Raw genomic sequence first — 22,573 nt, 5'->3', positions numbered from 1 at the left:
TCTAGTGATATCGATGTGTTCACGCGCGTGTCCCGGCGCTGCCATCACCAACTCCAGCAACGCACCACTGCAGGTCACCGACGCCGACTAGGTCGTGATCACGCTCGCCACCGACACCACCAGCCGGCTCACCGACGCGACCGACTACGGCTATCCCGACCCGGACACCGACGAGCCGAACGCCGCCCTGTTCAGCCGCGCCATCGAGTCGGGCACGATCACGGTCGACGCTGTCAACGACGGCATCCGGGCAAGGACTTCCTCGACATCACCAGGGGAAGCCTCAATGTCACCGCCGGCGGTGACGGCATCAAGTCCGACGACACCGAGGCGGACCGAGGCCGGCTCACCATCACCAACGGCACCGTACGGGTTGTCGCCGGAGACGACGCCCGAGGTGAGTCGTCGGCAAACCTCGATCCCGGCCATGCTCACGATCGCCACCCAGACGCCGAGTCAACTATTCAATGCAGTCAGGCCATGGCGGATGTCTCGGCTGCGCGGCGGGAGGCACTATAGTCGACTGGCGGCGGATCGGCCTTGCCAGCCCTGCTCCGTAGGGGTTCCGTTGCCGCTCCGGCCGGAAGGCCGGAGTATCCACGGAAGGACTCCGATGACTGGCTCACGCATCCTCTCCGTTGGGCACTACCAGCCCAGCCGGATCCTCACCAACGACGATCTGTCCAACATGGTCGACACCAGCGACGAATGGATCCAGTCCCGGGTCGGGATCCAGACCCGGCACATCGCCGAGCCGGGCGAGACCGTCGACGAGATGGCGGCGCACGCCGCCCGCAAGGCACTCGCCCAGAGCGGCCTGTCCCCTGCCGACATCGACTACGTCTCGGTCGCCACCTGCACCGCCATCGACCGGTCGCCGAACATGGCCGCCCGGGTCGCCGCCCGCCTCGGGCTCGGCCACCCGGCGGTCATCGACGTCAACGTCGCCTGCACCGGGTTCACCTACGCGCTGGCCGCAACCGATCACGCGGTACGTGCCGGCGCGGCTCGCAACGCGATCGTCGTCGGAGTGGAGAAACTGTCCGACTTCGCCGACTGGACCGACCGTACGACGTGTGTGCTGGTCGGCGACGGCGCTGGAGCGGTGGTAGTGACCGCCGCCGACCAGCCCGGGATCGGTCCGGTCGTCTGGGGCTCGGTCCCGGAGATGTCCGACGCGGTACGGATCGAGGGGCGGTCCGGCACCTTCCAGCAGGCCGGCCAAGCGGTCTACCGGTGGGCGACGACGATGCTGCCGACCATCGCCCGGCAGGTCTGCGAACGGGCGGGGGTGGCCCCGGCAGACCTCGCCGCGATCGTGCCGCACCAGGCGAACCTGCGCATCATCAGATCGCTCGCGGAACGGATCGGCGCACCGGACGCGATCGTGGCCGAGGACGTCGTCGAGTCCGGCAACACCTCCGCCGGCAGCATTCCGATCGCAATGTCGAAGCTGGTGATGCGCGGCGACATACCGTCCGGCGCACCGATCCTGCTGTTCGGCTTCGGCGGCGGCCTGTCCTACGGAGGTCAGGTCGTCCGCTGCCCGTGACCGTCGGCTGTCACCGCCGGCACCGGCCACCGTCGACCGCCGCCATCACGGCGCCTCGAGCAACCGGGCCAGCTGCCGGGCCAACGCCCGGACCGTGGTGTTCTCGAAGGTCACGGAGAGCGGCAGCCGCAGCCCGGTGGCCAGGGTCAGCCGGTTGCCGAGCTCGACCGTGGTGAGCGAGTCGAACCCGACATCCCACAGTTCGCGGTCGACGCCGACCGCCTCCGGTGTGCCGTGTCCCAGTACCTCGGCGACATGCTGCTGGACCAGCCCGACGAGATGTTCCTCCCGTTGCCGGGGAGCCAGCCCGGCGAGCGTCGCCCGTACGTCGTCCGGTTGGCCGGCCGCCACCTCCGCCGGGTCCCCGGCCAGCCGCCCGGACCGCTGCCGAGCGGACTGACCGACGGCCGACGGCCCGGTCTCCGGCAGCAGGCGGGCCAGCCCGGTCCGCCGGTGCCCCGGTGGCTGCGGATACCGCCGTACCGGCACCAGCACCGGTTCGGGTCGACGGACTGCCTCATCGAACAGCGCCAGCCCCTGCTCCGCCGACAGGGCCGCCAGCCCGGCGCGTTCCATCCGGCGCAGATCCGTTGGGGACAGCGCGGCACCCATGCCCGAGCCGAGCCCCCACAGCCCCCAGGCAAGTGACAGCGTCCGCCGACCGGCCCGGTGCCAGCGGTACGCGAGCGCGTCCAGGGCCGCGTTCGCGGCGGCGTAGTTGGCCTGACCGGCACCGCCGGTCAGGCCGATCACCGAGGAGAACAGCACGAGATCCGCGTCCGGCGCCCCGTCGGGCAGCAGCTCGGCCAAGCGTACCGCAGCGTCTACCTTGGACCGCAGGACCCGGTCCAGCCGACGCGGGGTGAGCAGGTTGACCGTGCCGTCGTCGACAACGCCGGCGGCGTGCACCACCGCCCGTACCGGCCGGTCCGGCGGCACCTCGGCCAGCAGCCGACGGACCGCCATCGGATCAATCACGTCGCAGGCGACGGCGCGCACCTCGGCACCGGTGGCGGCCAACCGGGCCACCAGCTCGGCGACACCCGGAGCGTCCGGGCCGCGCCGGCTCACCAGCACCAGATGCCGTACGGCGTGCCGGTCCACGAGATGCCCGGCGAGCAGCGAACCGACCGCACCGGTCCCGCCGGTCAATAGCACGGTGCCGGTGGACCAGCGGACCGGGTCGACCGCCCGGTCGACGGCGCCGGCCGGCTGTTCCTCCGTCAGGCGTGGCACCGGTTCCAGCCCGGGCAGCAGCCGGCGACCCGACCGTACCGCCTGCTCCGGCTCGCCGGACGCGACCGCGTCGGCGAGCGCCTCGGCGAGGGCCCCCGGGCTGTCGTCACCGTCGTCCACATCCACCAGGAGGAACCGGTCCGGGTACTCGGCCCGCACGCCGCGCAGTACGCCCCATACGGCGGCCCCGGCCGGGTCCGCGTCGTCGCCCGGCTCGGTGGCGACAGCCCCACGGGTGACCACCACCAGCCGGCTGTCGTCCAGCGACTCGTCCGCGATCCAGCTCTGCACCAGGGCGACGATCCGCTGCGCGCTCGCCCGGACCGAGGCGGCCAGCCGCCGTTCGCCGTCGCCGTCGTCGACGCCGCAGACCAGGACCACCTCGGGTGGGTTCGCGCCGGCCCGCAACTCGTCGTCGAGTTCGTGCAGCGACGCGTGCGCGTGCAACTGCAGCCGGCTCTTCACCGCCCCGGTAAGCCCGAGATAGTCGGCACCGAGCAGGCTCCACCGGCCGCTGACCGCCGGGGCGACGGACGGCGACGCCGACCGCCAGACCGGCCGCAGCAGCACCGGCCGGGCCGGCTCCCCGGGCGCGGCGAGCGTCCCGGCGGCGACCGGGCGGAAGATCACCGACGCCACAGTAAGCACCGGCCGACCGGCTCCGTCGGCGAGCAGCAGCGACCAGGTCAGCGGGGCCAGCCGCCGACCGTACAGGCGCAGCCGACCGGTCGTGGCGGCAAGCTGGCGTACGCCGTGCCAGGCGAACGGCAGCGGCGTGCCGCTGGACGCCTCGGCCGTCAGTACGGCCTGCAGCGCACCGTCCAAGACAGCCGGGTGGACGCCGTATCCGCTGTCTGCTGGATCGTCGTCGAGTTCGCCGTACAGTTCGTCGCCGTCGATCCGGAGCCTCCGGACGACCCGGAAGCGTGGGCCGTAGTCGAAGCCGCGGCCAGCTAGGTCGACGTACATCTGTCCGATGTCGACCGGTTGGCTGCCGGTCGGGGCGGTCGGGGCGGTCGGGGCGGCGTCCGCCGCCGGGTCGCCCAGCAGCGCGCTGGCGTGCCGGGTCCACCGCCCGCCCGGGTCCGCCGCTGGCCGGGAATGCACCGTCAACCGTCGCCGGCCGTCCGCCCCGGCAGCCCGCAGCACCAGACGGACCTCGGCCGCGCCGGGCGCCACCAGCAGCGGCGACTCCAGCACGAGCTCCGCCACCGCCCCGGCGCCGAACCGACCGGCCAGCCGAAGAGCCCACTCGACGAACACCGCGCCGGGCAGCAGCACCGCCCCGTCCACCACGTGGTCGGCCAGCCACGGCTGCTCGGTCGGACCGAGCCGCGCGGTCGCCACCACGTCACCGGTGTCGGGCAGTTCGACGACGGCACCGAGCAGTGGATGCCCGGTCGGTTCCAGATCGGTGCTGCGGCCCCCGGCTGGCCCGGTCGACGGCTCCAGCCAGTACCGCCGCCCCTGGAACGGGTAGGTCGGCAGGGCCACCGGCCGGCGTACCGGACCATCCGGCGGCACCACCGGCCGCAGGGTGGCGCCGGCACAGTACATCCGGGCCACGGCGATGGCGGGGCCACCCGCCCCGCTGACGTCACCGATCGCCACCGGCAACACCAGCGGCGGCGGGTCCCCGGCGCCGGCCGGGAACCGCCCGGCGGGTGCCGATCCCGCGACGAGCTCCAGGTAGCGGCGGATCCCGTCGTCGGTTAGCCGCTGCAGACCGGCGGCCACGTCGACTGGCCGGTGGCCGTACCGCAGCCAGTGCCCGGCAGTCGTGATCACCTCGGCCGGGACCGGCGCCCCGGTGAGCGGAGAGACCACCGGCAATCGCGGGGCGGCGAAGGTGAGTGAGCCGACGACCTCGGCGTAGTCGGCCGGGACGGCGGCACCCCCCGTCGGGTCCGTCGTCGGTGTCGCGTCGGCCGGCCGGGTCAGGTCGCTCAGTGCCATGGCCAACCGGCAGGCGTCGGACAGCGCCAGCACGCCTGCGGCGTGGGCGGCGGCCACCTCGCCGACCCCTTCGCCGAACAGCACGTCCGGCTGCAGGCCGAGATCGGTCACCAGCTGGTGGGCGGCCAGCGACCCGGCGAACAGGACGGCGTCGGCGACCCGGTGCCGGCCGCCGACCGGACACGGATCCGGGTCCCCGGTCAGGATCGTCAGCAGCGGGCCGGGCAGGTACGGGTCGAGGTGTCCGGCCACCTGGCGCAACGCTTCGGCGAACACCCGGTGCCGGCGAGCGAGCCCGGCCACCGTGACGCGGATGGACGCGAGCCGGACTGTCTCATCCGCGGGAAGCGGGCCGGGGAACAGGAACGCGGTGCCACCAGGGACGGCGGTGCCCTGGACCAGCCCCGGCGCCGGCTCGCCGTACCGCAGTGCGGCCAGCGACCGCAGCAACTCCTCCCGGTCGTCCCCGACCACCACCGCCCGACAGGACAGCGATGCCCGGCCGGTGGCCAGCGCGTGTCCGACGTCCGCCGGGTCGTCCCCGGCTCCGGTGCCGGCTCCGGCGACCGATGCGGCGAGCCGGTCATGCAGGCGACCGGCCAGCTCCGCCAGCGCCTGCGGGGTCCGGGCGGAGAGCGGCCAGAGGACCATACCGGCCAGCGGCGCGGCCGGCGCCGTTGCCGTCCGTGCCGGCCCGGGTTCATCGGTCGGCGCCTCCTGGAGGATCACGTGGGCGTTGGTGCCGCTGATGCCGAACGAGGACACCCCCGCCCTTCGCGGCTGCGCCCCCGGCGGCCACGGCACGGGCTCAGTGAGCAGCCGGACGGTGCCGGCCGACCAGTCCACCAGCGGCGTGGGTTCGTCGAGGTGCGGCGTGACCGGCAGCATCCCGTACCGCATCGCCAGGATCATCTTCAATACGCCGCCGATGCCCGCCGCCGCCTGGCTGTGCCCGACGTTCGCCTTCAGCGAGCCGAGCCGCACCGGCCGGTCCGGATCCCGTCCGGCGTGTACGGCGAGCAGAGCGGTCGCTTCGACGGGGTCACCGAGCCGGGTGCCGGTGCCGTGGGCCTCGACCGCGTCGATGTCGTCCGGCCGCAGCCCGGCGGCGGCCAGCGCGCCGCGGACCACCCGTTCCTGAGCCGGACCGTGCGGGGCGGTCAGACCGTTGCTGGCTCCGTCCTGGTTGACCGCCGACCCGACCAGCAGGGCGAGCACCGGGTGACCGAGCCGCCGGGCCCGGGACAGCGGTTCGAGCAGGACCAGCCCGACGCCTTCGCTCCAGGCGGTGCCGTCGGCACCGGCGGCGAACGCCCGGCACCTCCCGTCCGGCGACAGTCCCCGCTGCTGGCTGAACTCCAGAAACATGCCGGGGGTAGACATCACCGCCACGCCGCCGGCAAGAGCCAGCGGGCATTCGCCGGCCCGCACCGCCCGCGCCGCCTGGTGCAGTGCGACCAGCGACGACGAGCACGCGGTGTCCACCGTGACCGCCGGCCCGTCGAAGCCGAGCACGTAGGACAGTCGACCGGACAGCAGGCTGGCCGAGGTGCCGGTCAGCAGATGGCCGCGCACCTGGTCCGGCGCCTCGTGCAGCCGGGGTCCGTAGTCCCCGGCGGTCGCACCGACGAACACACCGACCCGCTCGCCGCGCAGCATCGTCGGATCGATGCCGGCGCTTTCCAGCGTCTCCCAGCCGACCTCCAGCAGCAGCCGCTGCTGCGGATCCATAGCCAGCGCCTCACGCGGGCTGATGCCGAAGAAGTCGGCGTCGAACCGGTCCGCCCGGGTGAGGAACCCGCCGCGCCGGGTGTAGGTCCGGCCGGGCCGGCCGGGCGTCGGATCGTACAGTCGGTCCACGTCCCAGCCCCGGTCGGTGGGAAAGTCGCCGGTCACGTCGGCCCCGTCGACGAGGATCCGCCACAGCTCGTCCGGCGACTCGGCGTCACCCGGGTAGCGGCAGGCCATCCCGACGATGGCCAACGGCTCGTCGACCGCGGCGGCCGGCACCGGCCGGTCGGGGTTCGGACCGGCGGCGTCCGTGCCGCCGAGCCGGTCGGCGAGGTGTCGGGCCAGCCGCTGCGGCGTCGGATGGTCGTAGATCAGGCTCGATACCAGGGGCAGGCCGGTCTCGGCGGCCAGTCGGTCGCGTAGCTGCTCACCCCCGAGCGAGTCCAGGCCGAGTTCCCGGAACGGCAGTTCGGGGTCGACGCCGGCCGGATCCGGGTGGCCGAGCACGGTGGCGGCGTGCCGCCGTACGGCGGCCAGCGTGGCCGACAGGCCACCCAGGCCGACCGGCAACGGTCGCGGGGCGCACGGCGGATTCGCCGCCGGCCGGGAGGCGGCCGGCGACGTGACCACCGGCCGTTGGGCGGTCGGCGGGTTCACCGCCGGCGGGTTGATGGCCGGCAGCCAGTGGCGTTCCCGCTGGTACGGGTAGCTCGGCAGGCGGATCCGCCGACCCCGACCAACGGCCGGGGCCTCGGGCCAGTCGACCGGGTCGCCAGCGACGTGGCGGTGGGCGAGCCGCACCGGTTCGGCGTACCCGCCGCTCGGTGCGGTGCCGGGAGCCACCGTGCCGGCTGCCGGGCTGGCGGCCGCGACCGCGGCCAACCCGGCGAGCAGCTCACCACGGTCGGCGGCGACCACCGCGGCCCGTACCGGCAGCACCGTACGGGTGGTCGCCAGCGAGCACGCGACGTCGCGTGGGTCAACCTCCGGATGGCCGACCAGGTAGCGGTGCAGCCGGTCGGCCTGCGCCCGCAGCGCCGCGTCGGACCGGGCGCTGAGCGGGCAGACCACGGCCGGGCCGACGGCCGCTCGTGGCGGCGGCGCAGCTGGCAGCGGCACCCCGGCCAGGACGAGATGGCAGTTGGTGCCACCGATACCGAAGGAGCTGACGCCGGCCAGCGGCAGTCGCTCCGGCACCGGCCACGGCCCGTACTCCGGCTGCACCCGCAGACCGAGGTCGGCCAGCGGCAGCCGGCCGGCGCCCGGGTCGTCCCCGTCATCGGCCCGGCCCGCGCTCGCGCCCGTCGCCGGGCCGGTGCCGGTGCGGCCTGGATGGGCGGGCAGACCACGGTAGCGGATGCTGAGCGCGGTCTTGACCAGCCCGGCGATGCCGGCCGCACCTTCGAGGTGCCCGATGTTGGCCTTCACCGAGCCGACCCGCGCCGGCTGGTCGGCGGGCCTGTCTAGGCCGACCACCGCGCCGAGGGCGGTCGCCTCCACCCGGTCGCCCCGCCGGGTGCCGGTGCCGTGCAGCTCGACGTACTGCACGTCGGCCGGCGACACGCCGGCCCGTCGGTACGCCCGCCGCAGCACCGCCTCCTGGCCGGAGACGGCGGGAACCGCCGGATCCGCGTCGTCGCCGTCGTTGTTGGTCGCTCCGCCGAGCACGACGCAGTAGATGTCGTCGCCGTCCGCCTCGGCCAGCCGCAGCGGCTTGAGCACGACCAGCCCGCCGCCCTCGCCGCGGCGGAACCCGTCGGCGGCGGTGTCGAACGGGACGCTGGCGCCGCTGCGGGACAGCACGCCGAACCGGGCGGCAGCCAGCCAGCCGTCGGGGGCCAGGTTGAGATGCACCCCGCCGGCGAGAGCGAGATCGACATCTCCGGCCCACAGCTGTTCGCAGGCGAGGTGCACGGCGAGCAGTGACGAACACTGGCCGGCGTCGACGGTCAGGCTCGGGCCGGTCAGGCCGAGCAGGCGGGACACCCGGTTGGCGATCAGCCCTCGTTGCAGGCCGGTGAAGGTGTGCCGGTCGACCGCCGCCGGCCCGGCCCGGTGCACCAGGGCCGCGTAGTCGTCGGCGATCGCCCCGACGAACACCCCGGCCCGCCGACCGGCCCACCGCTGCCGTGGCTGGCCGCTGTCCTCCAGCGCCTCCCAGGCCAGCTCCAGCATCAGCCGGTGCTGCGGGTCCAGGGCGGCGGCCTCCCGCGGCGAGATGCCGAAGAACGCCGCGTCGAACCGGTCGACCCCGGTCAGGAAGCCGCCCTGCGGGTCGGTGCCGACGTCGGCCGGCGGCAGCGCGTCCGGCGGCCAGTCGCGGCGGCGTTCCTCGGGTACCCCGCTGAACGCGGTGCCGCCGCGCCGCAGCAGGGCCCAGAATTCGGCGATGCCGTCGGCGCCGGGCAGCCGGCAGGACATTCCGACGACGGCGATCGGCGCAGGCGGCCCGGCGGACGGGTCATTGTGGGGTATCACGGTTTCCTCGACTGGTGAGAAAGTCCAGCACGGTGGAGATCACCGTCTGGTCACGCAGGATGCGCCGGTGGCCGAGCCCTTCGGTGATCACCAGCCGGGCCGTGGGGTAGGCGGCGGCCAGCCGGTGCGCGTGCCGCACGGCGATCTCCCGGTCGACGGAGTCGTGCATCACGAGCAGCGGCACGTCGATCTCCTCCGGCCGGTGCACCGGCGAGAACAGTTGCCAGATGTCGGTCAGCGGCGCGAAGAGCCGCTCGGTCCGCAACTGGAGCTGCCGCGAAATCCCCGGTCGCAGCGACAGCCGTTCGCAGAACGCCAGTCGCAGCGCGTCGAAGTCGCTCATCGCACCGATGGTGACCAGCCGGCCGGTCTTCACCCCGCACCGGACCGCGTAGTAGGCGCACAGGCCGCCGAACGAGTGCGCCACGATCGAGTGGAACGGCCCGTGCTGTCCGTGCAGCCGCTCGATGATCCGCCGGTGGTCCAGGATGGTGACGCCGGTGCCGGCCGAGTCACCGTGCCCCGGCGCGTCGTACGCCAGCACGCTGAGCCCGGCGTCGAGCAGCGGCGGCACGAACGCGGCGAACGACGCGGCCCGCGCCTCGAAGCCGTGCACGAACAGGACGGTCCGCTGCCCGTCACCCCAGTGGTAGGTCCGCACCCGCTGCCTGTCGAGGTCGATCGCGCCGACCGTCGCGGCAGCCAGCACCGGCTGTTCACCCGGCCGCACCGACGCGCGGCGGACCGGCCGGGTGAACAACCGGAACGCGACCCGGCCGGCCAGCGCGGGTGACAGGTACGACAGGCTGTTGAGACCTTTGCTGACCAGTACGGACATCGGCGCTCCCAATAGTGGACCGGGCGGTTAGTTGACCTGCCGGGCCATGTCGCTCCAGAACCGGTCGCGCAGGGCCCGCCGTAGTATCTTCCCGCTGGGATTGCGCGGAAGCACGTCTATCTCCTCGTAGCTTGTCGGGATCTTGAACGAACCGATTTCGCCGCGCAGAAAAAGCATCAGTTCCCGTGGCTTGGCATGCAGTTCCGGCCGGAACACCACGAAGGCGTGCACCGCCTCACCCCACTGCTCGTGCGGCACTCCCACCACCGCCGCTTCCAGCACGGCCGGGTGCCGGGCCAGGGCGCTCTCCACCTCGGCCGGGTAGACGTTCTCCCCGGCGACGATGATGGTGTCCTTGATCCGGTCGCAGATGTAGATGAAGCCGTCCGGGTCGACGTATCCGGCGTCGCCGGTGTGGATCCATCCGTCCACCAGGGTCCGCGCGGTCGCCTCCGGCAACTGCCAGTACTCCACCATCCGAGCCGGGGTACGCAGGCAGATCTCGCCGATTTCACCGGTCGGCAGCGGCCGGCCCGCACCGTCGATCACTTTGACCTCGATGCCCGGGTATGGCCGGCCGGCGGCACGCGGCCGGGGATCGGCGCCGACGTGCGCCTCCGGTGGCAGACACACCGCCGTGTTGCCGGTCTCGGTGAGTCCGTAGATCTGCGCGAAGTCGCAGCCGATCTCGTCGACGCACTGCTTGAGCAGCGTTTCGGAGATCGGCGAGCCGCCGTAGACCACTTTGCGTAGCGAGGCCAGTCGGGACACGTCCAGACCCGGTTCGGACAGCATCATCTGCAGCATCGCGGGCACCACACAGGCGGTGGTGACCCGGTGGCGTTCGATCGCCGTTATCGCGTCCGAGCTGACGAACATCCGCAACGCGACCAGGGTGGCCCCGGCGGCGAACCCCTGAGTCGCCCACCACAGGCCGCCGATGTGGAAACCGGGGATCCCGATCAGGGCCACGTCGTCGTCACGCCAGTCGATCCAGTTCAGGCCGGCACCGGCCAGCGCGTCCCGGACCGCGAAGAAGCTGCGTTGGGCCAGCACGACGCCCTTGGGCAGCCCGGTGGTGCCGCTGGTGTAGAGCTGCGCCACCGGGATCTCCGGACCGCCACCGCCGAGATCCTCGCCAACACCGGCCGTGCTGACGTCGACGGCGGCGGAACCGGTACCGCCGACGGCGAAGGCGCGCAGACCGGCACCGCGCCCGCCCGGCCCGTCGAGCCGTACGGTCAGCGGCGCCGGCTCCAGCTCGGCGGTCACCCGGGCGGCCTGCTCGGCGAACTCGTCCTCGACGAACAGGATCCCGGTCCGGGAGTCGGTGAGGATGTGGCTCACCTCCCCGGGAGCCAGCCGCCAGTTGATCGGAACCAGCACCGTGCCGGACTTCGCCGCAGCGAACAGGATCTCGTAGTAGTGTTCCGACTCCTTGCCCAGGTACGCCAGCCGGGCACCGGGTGGCAGGCCGGCGGCCCGCACCGCGCGGGCAATCCGGCTGCTCGCCTCATCCAGCTCCCGGTAGGTGATCCGGCGGTCCTCGCACCGTACCGCCGGATGGTCCGGCCGGGCGGCGGCGTGGAACGACACGACGTCCTGCAGGGTCTGCAACTGCGGATGGTACGCGGACATGGCTGGCGTTCCTTCCTGTTCGGTCAGGCCCACGTGTACGACTCCGGCCAGTAGGACCGGCCGGTGACCGGTCCGGCGGGCAGCCCAGCCCGGGCCGGTGCCTGCGGCACCGCCTCCATGACCACGTGGGCGTTGGTGCCGGTGAAGCCGAACGAACTCACCCCGGCGAGCCGGCGCTCCCCCGCCGGCCACGGCGTCCGCTTGCGTGGTACGTCGAGATGGAGCCGTTCCCAGGCGATGTCCGGATCCGGGGCGTCGAAGTCCGGCTGGCCGGGCAGTTCGCCGTGGCTGAGCGCGAGCGCCGTCTTGAGCAGGCTCGCCGCGCCGGAAGCCGTCTCCAGGTAGCCGAGGTTGGCCTTGCTGGAGCCGATCAGCAGCGGCGGCGCCCCGGCCCCGTCCCGGCGGTACGCCTGCGCCGTCGCTTCCGCCTCAATCACCCCGCCCACCTTGGCGCCACTGGCCTGCGCCTCGACGTACCCCACCTGGTGCGGGTCCACGTCAGCGTCGCGCAGCGCCAGTTCGATGACGGTCCGCTGGCCGGCCGCGGCCATCGCGGTCATCGTCGGCCGCCGACCGTGCTGGTGGACCGCGCTGCCACGGATCACCGCGTACGGCTGATCGCCGTCGGCGCGGGCGTCCGGTGCCCGTTTGAGCACCAGTACCGCGCAGCCCTCGCCTCGGACGTGCCCGTCGGCGTCGGCGGCGAACGGCCGGCACCGGCCGGTCGGCGAGAGCATCCCGGCCTGATCGAAGACCACCGTGGTGAACGGCGCCAGCTGAAGGTGGCAGACGGCGACCAACGCGACGTCGCACTCATCGCGCCGCAGCGCCGAACTGGCCAGGTGCACGGCGGTCAGCGCCGAGGAGCAGGCGGTGTCGGTGGTCAGCATCGGCCCGGTGAGGCCGAGGCCGACCGCGACGCGGGCGGCGGTGGCGCTCAGCGCCGCGCCGGTGCCCATGTACGGGGACAGCCCGTCCGCTCCGACCCCGTTGCGCAGCAACGAATAGTGGTACTCGACGGTGCTGACCGCGGCGAACACCCCGGTCCGGGTCTGCGCCGACGGTGTCACCCCGGCGTCGCGCAGGGCCTGGTCGGCACAGGTCACCAACAGCCGCTGCTGCGGATCGAGATAGCGTGCCTCGTCGTCGGTGACGCCGAACCGTTCCGGCTCGAACAGGTCGACGTCGGCCACGTACACCCCTCGGGCCAGCAGCTCGGCGTGCGGGGCGAGGTCGGGCGCGGCCAGGTTCCACCTCGGCCGGCCGGTGCTCAACCGGGGCGCACCGGCGCGTTCCGCCGGAACCTGCCGGCCGGCCAGCAGCGCCTGCCACAGCCCCGACGGGTCGTTGATCGCGCCGGGGAACCGGCAGGCGGTGCCGACCACCGCGATGCCCTGCGTCTCGCGGGCCCGCTGCCGGGCGGCCAGCAGCACGAGCTGCTGTCTGGACAGTTGCTGAAGGGAGGCTATGTAGTCACGCACCGCGGTCAGCCCTCCTGCAGGACGGCGAGTTGCGCGGCGACGTCGTCGTCGCTGAGCGCGGCCACGCCGTCGTCTGGGCGCTGCGGGTCGACCGCCGAACCATCACCGGCCTGCGGTCCGCCGGCAAGCAGACCGTCCAGGTACGCGACGAGCTGGTCCACCGATGGATGGTCGAAGACCATGCCGGTGGGCAGCGCGACGCCGAGCAGTGACTCCAGCACGTTCTTCAGCTCGACAGCGGCCAGTGAGTCCAGTCCGAGCTCGGCGAACCGGGTGTCCGGGCCGATGTCGTCCGCGCCGTCGAAATGCAGTGCGGTGGCAAGCCGGCTACGGACCAGCAGGCTGAGCGCGGCGATCCGTTCCGAGCGGGGCAGCCCGACAACCTGGTCGACCTGGAAGCCGGTGTCGGCCTCGGTGGCGCCCCGGGCGACCCGCTCGTACAGCGGGTTCGGCAGCGGCCGGCTGCCGGCCAGCCGGTCGAAGTCGAACTCGCCGACCATCACCGGCGTGGTCGGCGCGGTCAGCAGGCGGGCCAGCGCCCCGGTGCCCTGCGCCGGGCGGAGGAATCGCATGCCCTGCGCCTCGATGCCGCGGGCCAGTCGCGCGTCCAGCCCGGCCGCCATGCCGACCTCGCCCCACGGCCCCCAGTTGATGCTCGTCCCCGGTCGGCCCTGACGGCCGCGCAGGTCCATCAGGGCGTCGATGAACGCGTTGCCGGCGGCGTAGTTGGCCTGGGCTGCGCTGCCGAGCACCGAGGCGACGGACGAGTAGCCGATGAAAAAGTCCAGCTCCGGTTCGGCCTCGAAGGTGTGGTGCAGCAGCCAGCTGCCGTACACCTTGGGGCCGAACACGGTGGCCACGTCGGACCAGGTCATCCGGGCCACCGGCCGGTCGACGAGGACACCGGCGGCGTGCAGGATCCCGCCGACCGGGTGCCGCGCTGCGCGCAGTGCGGCGGCCAGCCGGGTCACGTCGGCCGGGTCGGCCAGGTCGCACCGGTGCGCGGTCAGCCTCGCCCGCCCGCCGAGCCGTTCGGCGAGCTCGGCCAGTTCGGCGTCGGGCACCTCGCGGCGGCCGACCAGCGCCAGGTGCCGGGCACCGAGCGCGATCAGCTTGCGGGCGGTGAGCAGGCCGAGCGCGCCGAACCCGCCGGTGATCAGGTACGTGCGGTCCGGCCGGACCGGGCCGTGCGCCGGGGCCGGCGGTCGTGGCCCGGGCAGGACGAGCACCAGTTTGCCGACGTTGCCGCCCCGGCTGAGCAGGCTGAACGCCTCCTCGACCTCGTCCAGCTCGTACCGGGTGGTGGGCAGCGGTCGCAGTTCGCCCCGGGCCAGCCGGTCGGCGAGGTCGGTGAGGATGCCGTGGTTGATCTGGCGCAGCCGCTCCGGGGCGAACTCGCTCAGGTCGAAGTGGTGGTACGCCACGTCGGGCCGTACCGCCCGGACCTGTTCGGCGGTCCACGCACCGAGCTTGCCGAGCTCGACGAACCGCCCGCCCGCGGCGAGGACCCGGATGCCCTCCGGGATGTACTCCTTGTTCAGGCTGTTCAGCACGATGTCGACGCCGGCCCCGCCGGTGGCGGCCAGCACCTCGTCAGCGAAGTCGAGGGTGCGGGAATTGAAAACGGCCACCGCACCCTGGCCGTGCAACAGGTCGTGCTTGTGCGGGCTGGCCGTCGCGTACACCTGCGCACCGGCGAGCCGGGCAAGCTGCATCGCGGCCTGCCCGACACCGCCGGCCGCGGCGTGGATCAGCACCCGGTCACCGGCTTTCATCCCGGCTAGTTCGTGCAGCGCGTAGTGCGCGGTGACGTACGCGGTCGGGATCCCCGCCGCTTCGGCGTAGTCCAGGTTGTCCGGCTTGCCGACGGCCAGCTCCGACGACACGGTGACCCGGCGACGCAGGCAGCCGAGGTGACTGATCATCACCGCGTCGCCGACCGCGAACCGTGCCTGCGGTCCGGCCGCGACGACGGTGCCGGCGCCTTCGAAGCCGAGCGGCAGCGGCTGGTACGGCGTACCGGTGGTGTCGGCGTGCTGGCGGAGCAGACCGAGTGCGTTCAGCACGTCCTTGAAGTTGAGGCCGGCGGCGTGCATCCGTACCTGGATCTCGTCGCCGACCGGGGCGGGGTCGTCGGTGGGCACCATCCGCAGACCGGCGAGCCCCTCGGACTCCCGGGCGGCGAGTTCGGTGTTTCCGTCGCCGGGCATATCTGCCGGTACCGGCAGGATCCGGCGAACGTGCCGTCCGCCGGCCCGGTACGCGACCTGATACTCGTCGGATCCGGCGAGCAGTTCGTCGAGCAGGGCCGGTCCGGCCGGGGCGTCCGGCGGCAGGTCCAGCAGGGTCACCCGGTACGCGGGGTGTTCTGTCCACAGCGACAGCCCGAACCCCCACACGGTGGCGGCGGGCAACTGCCGGTCGGTCACCGGGTCGTCGGGCAGTTGCTGCGCGCCGCTGGTCACCAGCCACAACCGCTGGTCACGTCCGAAGCCGGCCCGGTCCAGCCCGGCCAGCAGGTGCAGCAGGCCGGACAGGTTGTGTTCGGTTTCCCGGCGCAACCGGTCGAGGTCCAGCGGGCCGTCCTCGGCCTGCCAGAACCAGCAGACGTCGGTCGGCTGCTCGGCGAGTATCGCGACGGCCCGGTCGGCGTCCGGGGCCACGGTGACCGTCACCCCGGCCGGCACAGTACGGCCGTCTCCCGGCGCGGCGCCGACGGCAGGTGCGACGCCCTCGTCTGGTCCGGCGGCGCCGACGAGCAGGATCCGCCGGTCGACCTCGGTCGGCCGGCGGGGCAACGACCGCTTCAGCCACCGGGCCTGGTGGAACAGGCCGCGCGCGTCGTCGCGGGTCCGGGTGACGCGACGAAACGCCAGTCCACGGACGACGAACACCGGCTGGTCGCCGTCGAACATGGCCAGGTCGGCGGTGAACTCGCCGTCGCGAGCCTGCTCCACGCCGGTACGGCGGACCAGCCCGCGCAGCCGCTCGCCCTTGGGTTTGCGCAGCAGCCGCAGCGACCGAAACCGCACCGGCAGGTACGTCTGTCCGTCGTCGATCAGCGGACCGAGCGACTGGATCACGTTGTCGAGTACGGCCGGCGGCAAATGGTCCAGCGCACCCGTGTCCCAGCCCTGGATGGCCGAGACCGCGGTCGCCTCGTCCAGCCGACCGATCGACTCGATCCGCTGGAACGACGGGCCGTACTCCAGGCCCAGCTCGGCGTACTCGGCGTAGAGGTCGGCGCCGGGCCGGTCGGCCGCCGGGTAGCCGGCGGCGGCGTGCACCTCGGCCATCCGCGAGCCGGCCTCGACCAGTTCGTCGGATGGCGGGCCGGCGGCGGCGATGGTGGCGGTGGCGTGGCAGCGTCGTAGGCCGTGGTCGGCAGCGCTCGGCTCGGTGCTGACGATCTCCACCGTGGCACCGCCGGTCGGCTCGCCGCGCAGCCGCAGCCGCAGCTCGACCGGGCGTTCGTGGTCGAGCAGCAGCGGCTCGCGGATGTCGACGTCGAGCAACGGCCGGCTGGTCTCGCCGTACACCGCGTCCTGCGCGGCCAGCAGCATCTCCACGTACCCGGCGGCCGGGAACACCGGCTGACCGAGGATCACATGGTCGGCCAGGTACGCCGGCTGGTCCGGTCCGATCCGGGTGGCGAACTCGCGGATTCCGGCGGCCCGCTGATCCGGGGTCGACACCTCGGGGCCGAGCAGCGGCGGATGGGCCCGGGCCGGCTCCGTTGGGGTCGCCGCCCGCAGGTGCCGTTCACCGGTGATCGGCAGCCAGTAGCGGCGCCGGTCGAAGCCGTACGTCGGCAGGTCGGTCCGCTGACCGGGCGCGCCCCGGCGGACCTGCGCCCAGGCGACCGGCAGGCCGGCGGCGTATCCGGCGGCCACCGCGCCGAGCAGCGTCTCACCGGTGTCGTCTGCGGCGCGCATACTGGGCAGCCAGACGTGGTCGGCGGCCCGGCGCACCCCGCGTCGGCCCAGGCCGATCAGGGTCGGTGCTGGTCCGACCTCAACGAAGGTGTGCGTCCCGCGCTGCTCGATGGCCCGGATTCCGGCGGCGAACCGGACCGGTTCGGCGATGTGCCGGACCCAGTAGTCGGCCGTGGTCAGGGCGGCGTGGTCGGCCACCTCGCCGGTCAGGTTGGAGATCAGCGGCAGCGACAGCGGACCGAACCGGATGTCGGCGATGGCGTCGCGGAACTCCTCGGCCACCTCTGCCATCAGCGGCGAGTGGAACGCGTGCGACACCGGCAGCGCGCGGACCGAGATGCCCCGCTCGGCCAGGGCGGCGGTGAGCTTGGTGAGGGATTCCCGACCACCGGACACCACGCACTGGTCGAGTGCGTTGAAGGCGGCGAAGCCAAGATCCGGATGACTGGTCAGCAGGTCGGCGACCTCTTCGGCCGGCCGGGACACCGACACCATGCCGCCGGGCGCGGTGACCGCCTGCATCAGCCGGGCCCGGACCGCCACCAGCCGGACCGCGTCCGGCAGGCTGAACAGGCCGGCCACGGTGGCTGCGACGATCTCGCCGACGCTGTGCCCGATCAGGATGTCCGGCTGCACGCCCCAGGAGCGCCAGAGTCCGGCGGCGGCGTATTCCAGGGCGAACAGCGCCGGTTGGGTGTAGCGGGTCTCGTGCAGCTCGGCCGGATCCTTGCCGTGCCCGGCGATGACCTCCAGGATGGACCGGTCGAGGTACGGCGCGAACAGCTCGTCGCACTCGTGCAGCAGCCCGGCGAAGAGCGGGAACCGCGCGGCCAGCGCGGTTCCCATGCCGACGTACTGGGAACCCTGGCCGGTGAACAGGAACGCGACGTTCCCCGGGCGTGGCTGGTCCCGGCCACCGTCGGCGGCAGACAGCCACTGGTCGATCCGGCCAGCCAGATCCGGCCGGTCGTGTACCACGGCGGCCAGCCTGACCGGGAAGTGTGCCCGGCCGGTGGTCGCGGTGTGGCAGATGTCGGCGAGCAGCTGCTCCGGGTGGGCGGCGAGGTGGTCGCGGTAGCGTTCCAGCTGGTTGCGCAGCGCCCGGTCGCTGCGGGCGGAGATCGCGAAGACCTGCGGCGGGCCGGCCGCCAGCTCCGGTTCGGTGGCCGCAACGGGTGGTGCCTGCTCCAGCACGGCCGAGGCGATCGTGCCGGCGAAACCGAACGAGTTGACCACCCCTCGGCGGGCGCCGGCCGGCCACTGCCGCAACCCGTCCGGCACGGTGACCGGGGCGTCCTGCCACGGAATGTGTCGGGACGGCCGGTCCAGGTGCAGGTGCGGGTAGATCTCGTCGTGATGCAGCTGCAGCGCGGTCTTGATCACGCCGGCGATCCCGGCGGCGGCCTCGGCGTGCCCGATGTTGGTCTTCAACGAGCCCACCACCAGCGGATCGGCCCGCAGCCCGTCGGCGAACACGGCACGGATCGCGCCCATCTCGATCGGGTCGCCCAACGAGGTGCCGGTGCCGTGCGCCTCGATGTAGCCGATGTCCGCCGGTTCGACCATGGCGGCGGCCAGCGCGGACCGGATGACCATCTCCTGCGCGGACCCGTTGGGCACGGTCAGGCCGCCGCTCTCGCCGTCCTGGCGCACCGCCGACCCGCGTACCAGCGCCAGCACCCGGTCGCCGTCGCGGCGCGCGTCGGACAGCCGTTTGAGGACCACCATCCCGCAAGCCTCGCTACGGCTGTAGCCGTCGGCACCGTCGTCGAACGTCTTGCACAAGCCGTCCGGGGAGAGCATGCCGGCCTGGGTGAAGACGATGTGGTTGCGCGGATGGTGGATCGAGTTCACCCCGCCGACCAGAGCGATGCCGCATTCGCGGCGGCGCAGCCCGGTCACCGCCAGGTGCAGGGCGACCAGCGACGCCGAGCAGGCGGTGTCGACCGCCAGGCTCGGTCCGCGCCAGCCGAGGAAGTACGACAGCCGTCCGGGTACGACGCTGTGCGCGGTGCCGGTTCCGACGTACCCGTCGAGTTCCTCGTACCGCAGCGCCTCGACCTCCAACGTGTAGTCGACGCAGCTGACACCGACGTACACGCCACCGTCACCGCCGCGCAGCCCGGTCGGGTCGATGCCGGCGTGCTCCAGTGCCTCCCACCCCGTCTCCAGCACCAGCCGCTGCTGCGGGTCCATGTACTGGGCCTCTTTGGGGGAGATGTTGAAGAACCGGGGATCGAACTGGTCGTACCCTGACACGAAGCCGCCGGCCCGGGTCCGGACCTTGCCGGGTCCGCCTTCGGCGGAGCTGTACGCGTCGACGTCCCAGCGGTCCGCCGGGATGGGAACCGTGCCGGAGCCGCCGCGGCGTAGGAATTCGGCGAACCCGGCCGGGGTGTCGTTGTCGCCGGGCATCCGCAGCCCGATGCCGACGATCGCGATCGGCTCGTACTTCTCCAGCAGCAGCTCGCGTAGCAGCGCCTGCTGGTCGGTTGCCGACCGGAAATCAGTCTGCACAGCGGCCGCCGGTCGATCCGGCGGCGCGCCGGCACCGGCGGGACCGTCGGGGTCGGCGAACAGCTCCGGCAGGTCGACGACCAGGTTGTCCAACAGGTCCGCCACGGTGGGATGGCTGAACAGCGAGACGGCCTCCACCGCCCGGCCGAGACGCCGTTCCAGACGCTGCTTGATCTCGGTGACGCCGAGCGAGGTCAGGCCCAGCTCGAAGTAGTTGGCGTCGACCGGCAACTCGTCGTCGGCGGACATCAGCAGGGTGGTACGGAATTCGGCGAGCACCTCGGCGCGCAGCACCGCCCAACGTTCGAAGGGCGGTACGGCACGCAGCCGCTCGACCAGGTCTGCAGCCACGGGGTTCCTCCGCGTCATTGTCCGGTCGGGGGTGGATTGGCGATGGCGACCCGGACTTCGCCGGAACAGGTGCCGCCGCGCTCGTCCCAGTAACGGCACCGGGTGTGCAGCACCAGCAGCGGATCCCGTAGGTCGCTCCCGCCCCATTCGGCGATCTCGACGATCTCCAGCTCGCCGGAGAACCGCCGCCCACGCATCGCCCGCCGGAACGTGCTCTGGAAGTTGGTGATGAGGAAGTCGGCGAGCTGCCGCTGCCAGTAGTCGTCCATGGTCCAGTGTGTGAACGGGCGGACAGCCTTGTCCCGCACCGCCTTGGCGACCGTGTAGTAGAGCATCTGGTTGTAGCAGATGTTGAACTCGACCGAGTTGAAGTGGCCGGTGTCGTCGATGTAGCACGACTCCGGGATCTCGAACCCGCAGTTGGCCGTCAGCAGCCCGCCGTCGACCGGCTCACCGTGCACGGTGAGCTCGGCCGACAGCAGGTACTTGCAGTTCGGCCGGTACGGCCGCAGCACCAGCGCGAGCAACTCCGGATCGTTCGGGTACGCGGCCGCGGCGGCGGGTACGCGGTGACTGGTCTGCACGTGGTCTCCGGTCGTGGCGAATGTGGATCAGACGGTGACCGGCAGCGACCGGGGCACCCGGATCAACCAGGAGGGACGCCACTCGATCTGCTCCGTCGGCGCCGCGCAGGTCAGGTTCGGGAAGCGCCGGACCAGCTCGCCGAGGGCGATGCGCAGTTCGTGCCGGGCGAGTTCCTTGCCCGGGCAGTGGTGCGGGCCGCGGCCGAATCCGAGCTGCTGAATCTGCTCGCGGTCGAGGACGATCTCGTCGGGATCGTCGTAGCGCAGCGGGTCCCGGTTGGCCGCGCCCAGCGAGATGATCACGGTATCGCCGGCGGGGATGTTGGTGCCGGCGATGGTCACGTCCTCGAGAGCGAACCGGCGGATACCGCTGTGGGTCGACCCGTCGAAACGCATCAGTTCCTCGACGCCGTTGACGATCAGCCCGGGGTCGTTGCGCAGCTCCTCGGCCTTGTCCGGGTAGTTGATCAAGGCGAGGGTGGAGGCGCCGATCTGCCCCACGGTGGTGTCGTATCCGCCGAGCAGCAGGAAGAACGTCATCCCGGTCATCTCCTGCTCGGTGAGCGGCTCACCCTCGGTGTCCTTTGCGTTGAGCCAGTAGGAGATGAGATCGTCGGCGGGCTCCCGCTTCTTGAGCTCGATCAGTTCCAGCACGAACTGGAGCAACTGGCCGGCGGCGGCTCGGCCGGCGGCGGGATCGTCGCCGAGCATGGCGTCGCTCCACTCCCGGAAGTTGGCCCGGTTCCGCTCCGGTACCCCGAGGATGTCGCTGGTCATGGTGATCGGCAGTGGGGCGGCGAGGCCGGACATGATGTCCCCGCCGCCGTTGCGCTCGAACTCGTCCAGCAGGTCGTCGACGACCTGCTGGATACGCGGCACCATCGCCTCGACCCGTTTGGGGGTGAAGGCGAAGTTCATGAAGCGTCGGAGCCGGGTGTGGATGTCCCCGTCCTCCATGTGCAGGTTGCCGAACCGGACGACCTCGGGTAGCAGATCGTTCTCGTACTCCGGTCCGGCGTGCCGGCGATTACGCACCAGCCGGCGGTCCTTGAGCGCCTCACTGGCCTCCTCGTAGCGGGTGATCAGCCAGATCTTGCTGTTGTCCGGCAGGCAGACCCGGTGGACCGGACCCTCGCTGTGCAGTCCCCGGTAGACGGGGTACGGATCGGTGTGGAAGTCGGAGTCGAACGGTGTCGGCAGGTTGTGCACCGGACAGCGGGAAACCATGGCGGCCTTTCGTTCGGGAAAGCCGGTCGTTCGGGACAGCCGGCGGGGCAGTGGTGGGATCAGCGGGCGACGCCGTCGTGGAACGGGTGGTCGTCGTGCACCGTGACCCGGTACGACACGGTCGGTTCCGGGGTGGTGGTGTGCAGTGCCCGGTGGATCAGCGACCGGTTGTCCCAGATCAGCAGGTCGCCCCGCTCGGGGATCTGCAGGTGGATGTTCGGGTGGCTGAAGTTCGGATCGAGCTGGCCGGTCTCCTCGAACACCCGCTGCAGCAACGTGCCGTCGTCACCTTCGATCGCGTAGGTGAATCCCTCACTGTTGTAGAGGACGTCCTCGCCGGTGACCGGGTGCCGGAAGACCGTGGGGTGACTGACGCCCGGGGTCTTCGCCTCGACCTCCTCGATCACCTCGCCGAGCGGCCGGTACACGTCGGAGGGCCGGATCTTGAAGAACCGCCGGACGCTGTGCCGGGACCGGGTGCCGGACAGCGCCTGCCGCAGGTCCTCCGGCAGGCGGGCGTACGCCTCACCCATGTCGATGTAGTAGGTGCCGCGGTTCCTGGTCGGGATGACCTGCGGGTAGATCAGCGTGATGCCGAACGGCTTGGGCATGAACTGGTAGTCGGCGTGCCAGAACTTCCCGGTCTTCGGCACCCCGATCTGCTTGTCTCCCTCGCTGACGTTCGAGGAGACGAAGATTTCCCGCTCCTCGGGGTGGTGGTACATCGGCTCGTAGTAGGTCTCTGGCTGGCCGAGCCGGCGGCCGAGCGCGACGAACTCGCTCGGCGACAGGCTCTGGTTCTTCAGCACGACAATTTTTTTCTCGTAGACGAGCCTCTTGATGGTCGCGACGTCGTCGGCTGACGATTTGGAGACCTCGAAACCGGTGACCGTGACACCTATCCGCCCGCCACTGGGTTCGGACACGAGCATGGACAGCCTCCTACGGCTTGCGTTAACATGGCCAGGCCCTCGCATTCTGCGGCCATCGTATCCCGGGCCACTAAAACCGCGATTAAGAGATGATTAATAATCATCTATTATCTATCG

General features: G+C 72.3%; 10 protein-coding genes. 2 read left to right on the top strand and 8 right to left on the bottom strand.

Annotated elements, in window-relative coordinates; genetic code table 11:
* The first annotated feature begins 15 nt into the window (after positions 1 to 15).
* Both ACFHWS_RS21240 and ACFHWS_RS21235 read left to right on the top strand, forming a co-directional pair.
* Positions 16 to 519: a carbohydrate-binding domain-containing protein gene (locus ACFHWS_RS21240; RefSeq protein WP_416568873.1), complete on the top strand. Its 504-nt coding sequence runs from the start codon at positions 16 to 18 to the stop codon at positions 517 to 519.
* A gap of 94 nt (positions 520 to 613) precedes the next feature.
* Entirely contained in the window at positions 614 to 1,552 is a 939-nt protein-coding gene (locus tag ACFHWS_RS21235) for a beta-ketoacyl-ACP synthase III (protein WP_416556657.1), read from the top strand.
* Positions 1,553 to 1,597: 45 nt separating this feature from the next.
* On the opposite strand, the gene ACFHWS_RS21230 is transcribed toward ACFHWS_RS21235, so the two are convergent.
* The 8 genes from ACFHWS_RS21230 to ACFHWS_RS21195 are packed head-to-tail and all read right to left on the bottom strand — an operon-like array spanning position 1,598 to position 22,456.
* Complete coding sequence (locus tag ACFHWS_RS21230; RefSeq protein ID WP_416568872.1) at positions 1,598 to 8,953, bottom strand: SDR family NAD(P)-dependent oxidoreductase; 7,356 nt, start codon at positions 8,951 to 8,953, stop codon at positions 1,598 to 1,600.
* Positions 8,937 to 9,791 carry an alpha/beta fold hydrolase gene (locus ACFHWS_RS21225; protein ID WP_416568871.1) on the bottom strand — a complete coding sequence of 285 codons (855 nt, stop codon included), beginning with the start codon at positions 9,789 to 9,791 and terminating at the stop codon, positions 8,937 to 8,939. The genes ACFHWS_RS21230 and ACFHWS_RS21225 overlap by 17 nt, the downstream gene beginning before the upstream one ends.
* Positions 9,792 to 9,818: 27 nt before the next feature.
* Positions 9,819 to 11,429, bottom strand: a complete 1,611-nt coding sequence (locus ACFHWS_RS21220) for a long-chain-fatty-acid--CoA ligase (RefSeq protein WP_416568870.1) — start codon at positions 11,427 to 11,429, stop codon at positions 9,819 to 9,821.
* 23 nt (positions 11,430 to 11,452) lie between these two features.
* Positions 11,453 to 12,910, bottom strand: coding sequence for a polyketide synthase (locus tag ACFHWS_RS21215; protein WP_416568869.1), 1,458 nt, complete (start codon positions 12,908 to 12,910; stop codon positions 11,453 to 11,455).
* Positions 12,911 to 12,915: 5 nt separating this feature from the next.
* The gene (locus ACFHWS_RS21210; RefSeq protein ID WP_416568868.1) at positions 12,916 to 19,713 is read right to left on the bottom strand and encodes an SDR family NAD(P)-dependent oxidoreductase; all 6,798 of its coding nucleotides are present in this window, start codon (positions 19,711 to 19,713) and stop codon (positions 12,916 to 12,918) included.
* A 14-nt stretch (positions 19,714 to 19,727) separates the two neighbouring features.
* The gene (locus tag ACFHWS_RS21205) at positions 19,728 to 20,297 is read right to left on the bottom strand and encodes an FcoT family thioesterase (protein ID WP_416568867.1); all 570 of its coding nucleotides are present in this window, start codon (positions 20,295 to 20,297) and stop codon (positions 19,728 to 19,730) included.
* A 27-nt stretch (positions 20,298 to 20,324) separates the two neighbouring features.
* Positions 20,325 to 21,524 (bottom strand): cytochrome P450 family protein, encoded by a 1,200-nt coding sequence (locus tag ACFHWS_RS21200; protein WP_416568866.1) that lies wholly within the window; start codon positions 21,522 to 21,524, stop codon positions 20,325 to 20,327.
* A 59-nt stretch (positions 21,525 to 21,583) separates the two neighbouring features.
* Positions 21,584 to 22,456, bottom strand: coding sequence for a TauD/TfdA dioxygenase family protein (locus ACFHWS_RS21195; RefSeq protein ID WP_416568865.1), 873 nt, complete (start codon positions 22,454 to 22,456; stop codon positions 21,584 to 21,586).
* Positions 22,457 to 22,573 lie beyond the last annotated feature (117 nt).

The organism is Micromonospora sp. LOL_013 (genome assembly GCF_048060315.1).
Lineage (GTDB): Bacteria > Actinomycetota > Actinomycetes > Mycobacteriales > Micromonosporaceae > Micromonospora_E.
The sequence above is the reverse complement of the archived record's forward strand: the minus strand, read 5'-3'. Positions and strand labels throughout refer to the sequence as shown.

Coding starts and splice junctions, on each gene's coding strand:
- ACFHWS_RS21200 (WP_416568866.1), bottom strand. CDS start 21,524: ATGGTTTCCCGCTGTCCGGTGCACAACCTGCCGACACCGTTCGACTCC.
- ACFHWS_RS21225 (WP_416568871.1), bottom strand. CDS start 9,791: ATGTCCGTACTGGTCAGCAAAGGTCTCAACAGCCTGTCGTACCTGTCA.
- ACFHWS_RS21195 (WP_416568865.1), bottom strand. CDS start 22,456: ATGCTCGTGTCCGAACCCAGTGGCGGGCGGATAGGTGTCACGGTCACC.
- ACFHWS_RS21220 (WP_416568870.1), bottom strand. CDS start 11,429: ATGTCCGCGTACCATCCGCAGTTGCAGACCCTGCAGGACGTCGTGTCG.
- ACFHWS_RS21235 (WP_416556657.1), top strand. CDS start 614: ATGACTGGCTCACGCATCCTCTCCGTTGGGCACTACCAGCCCAGCCGG.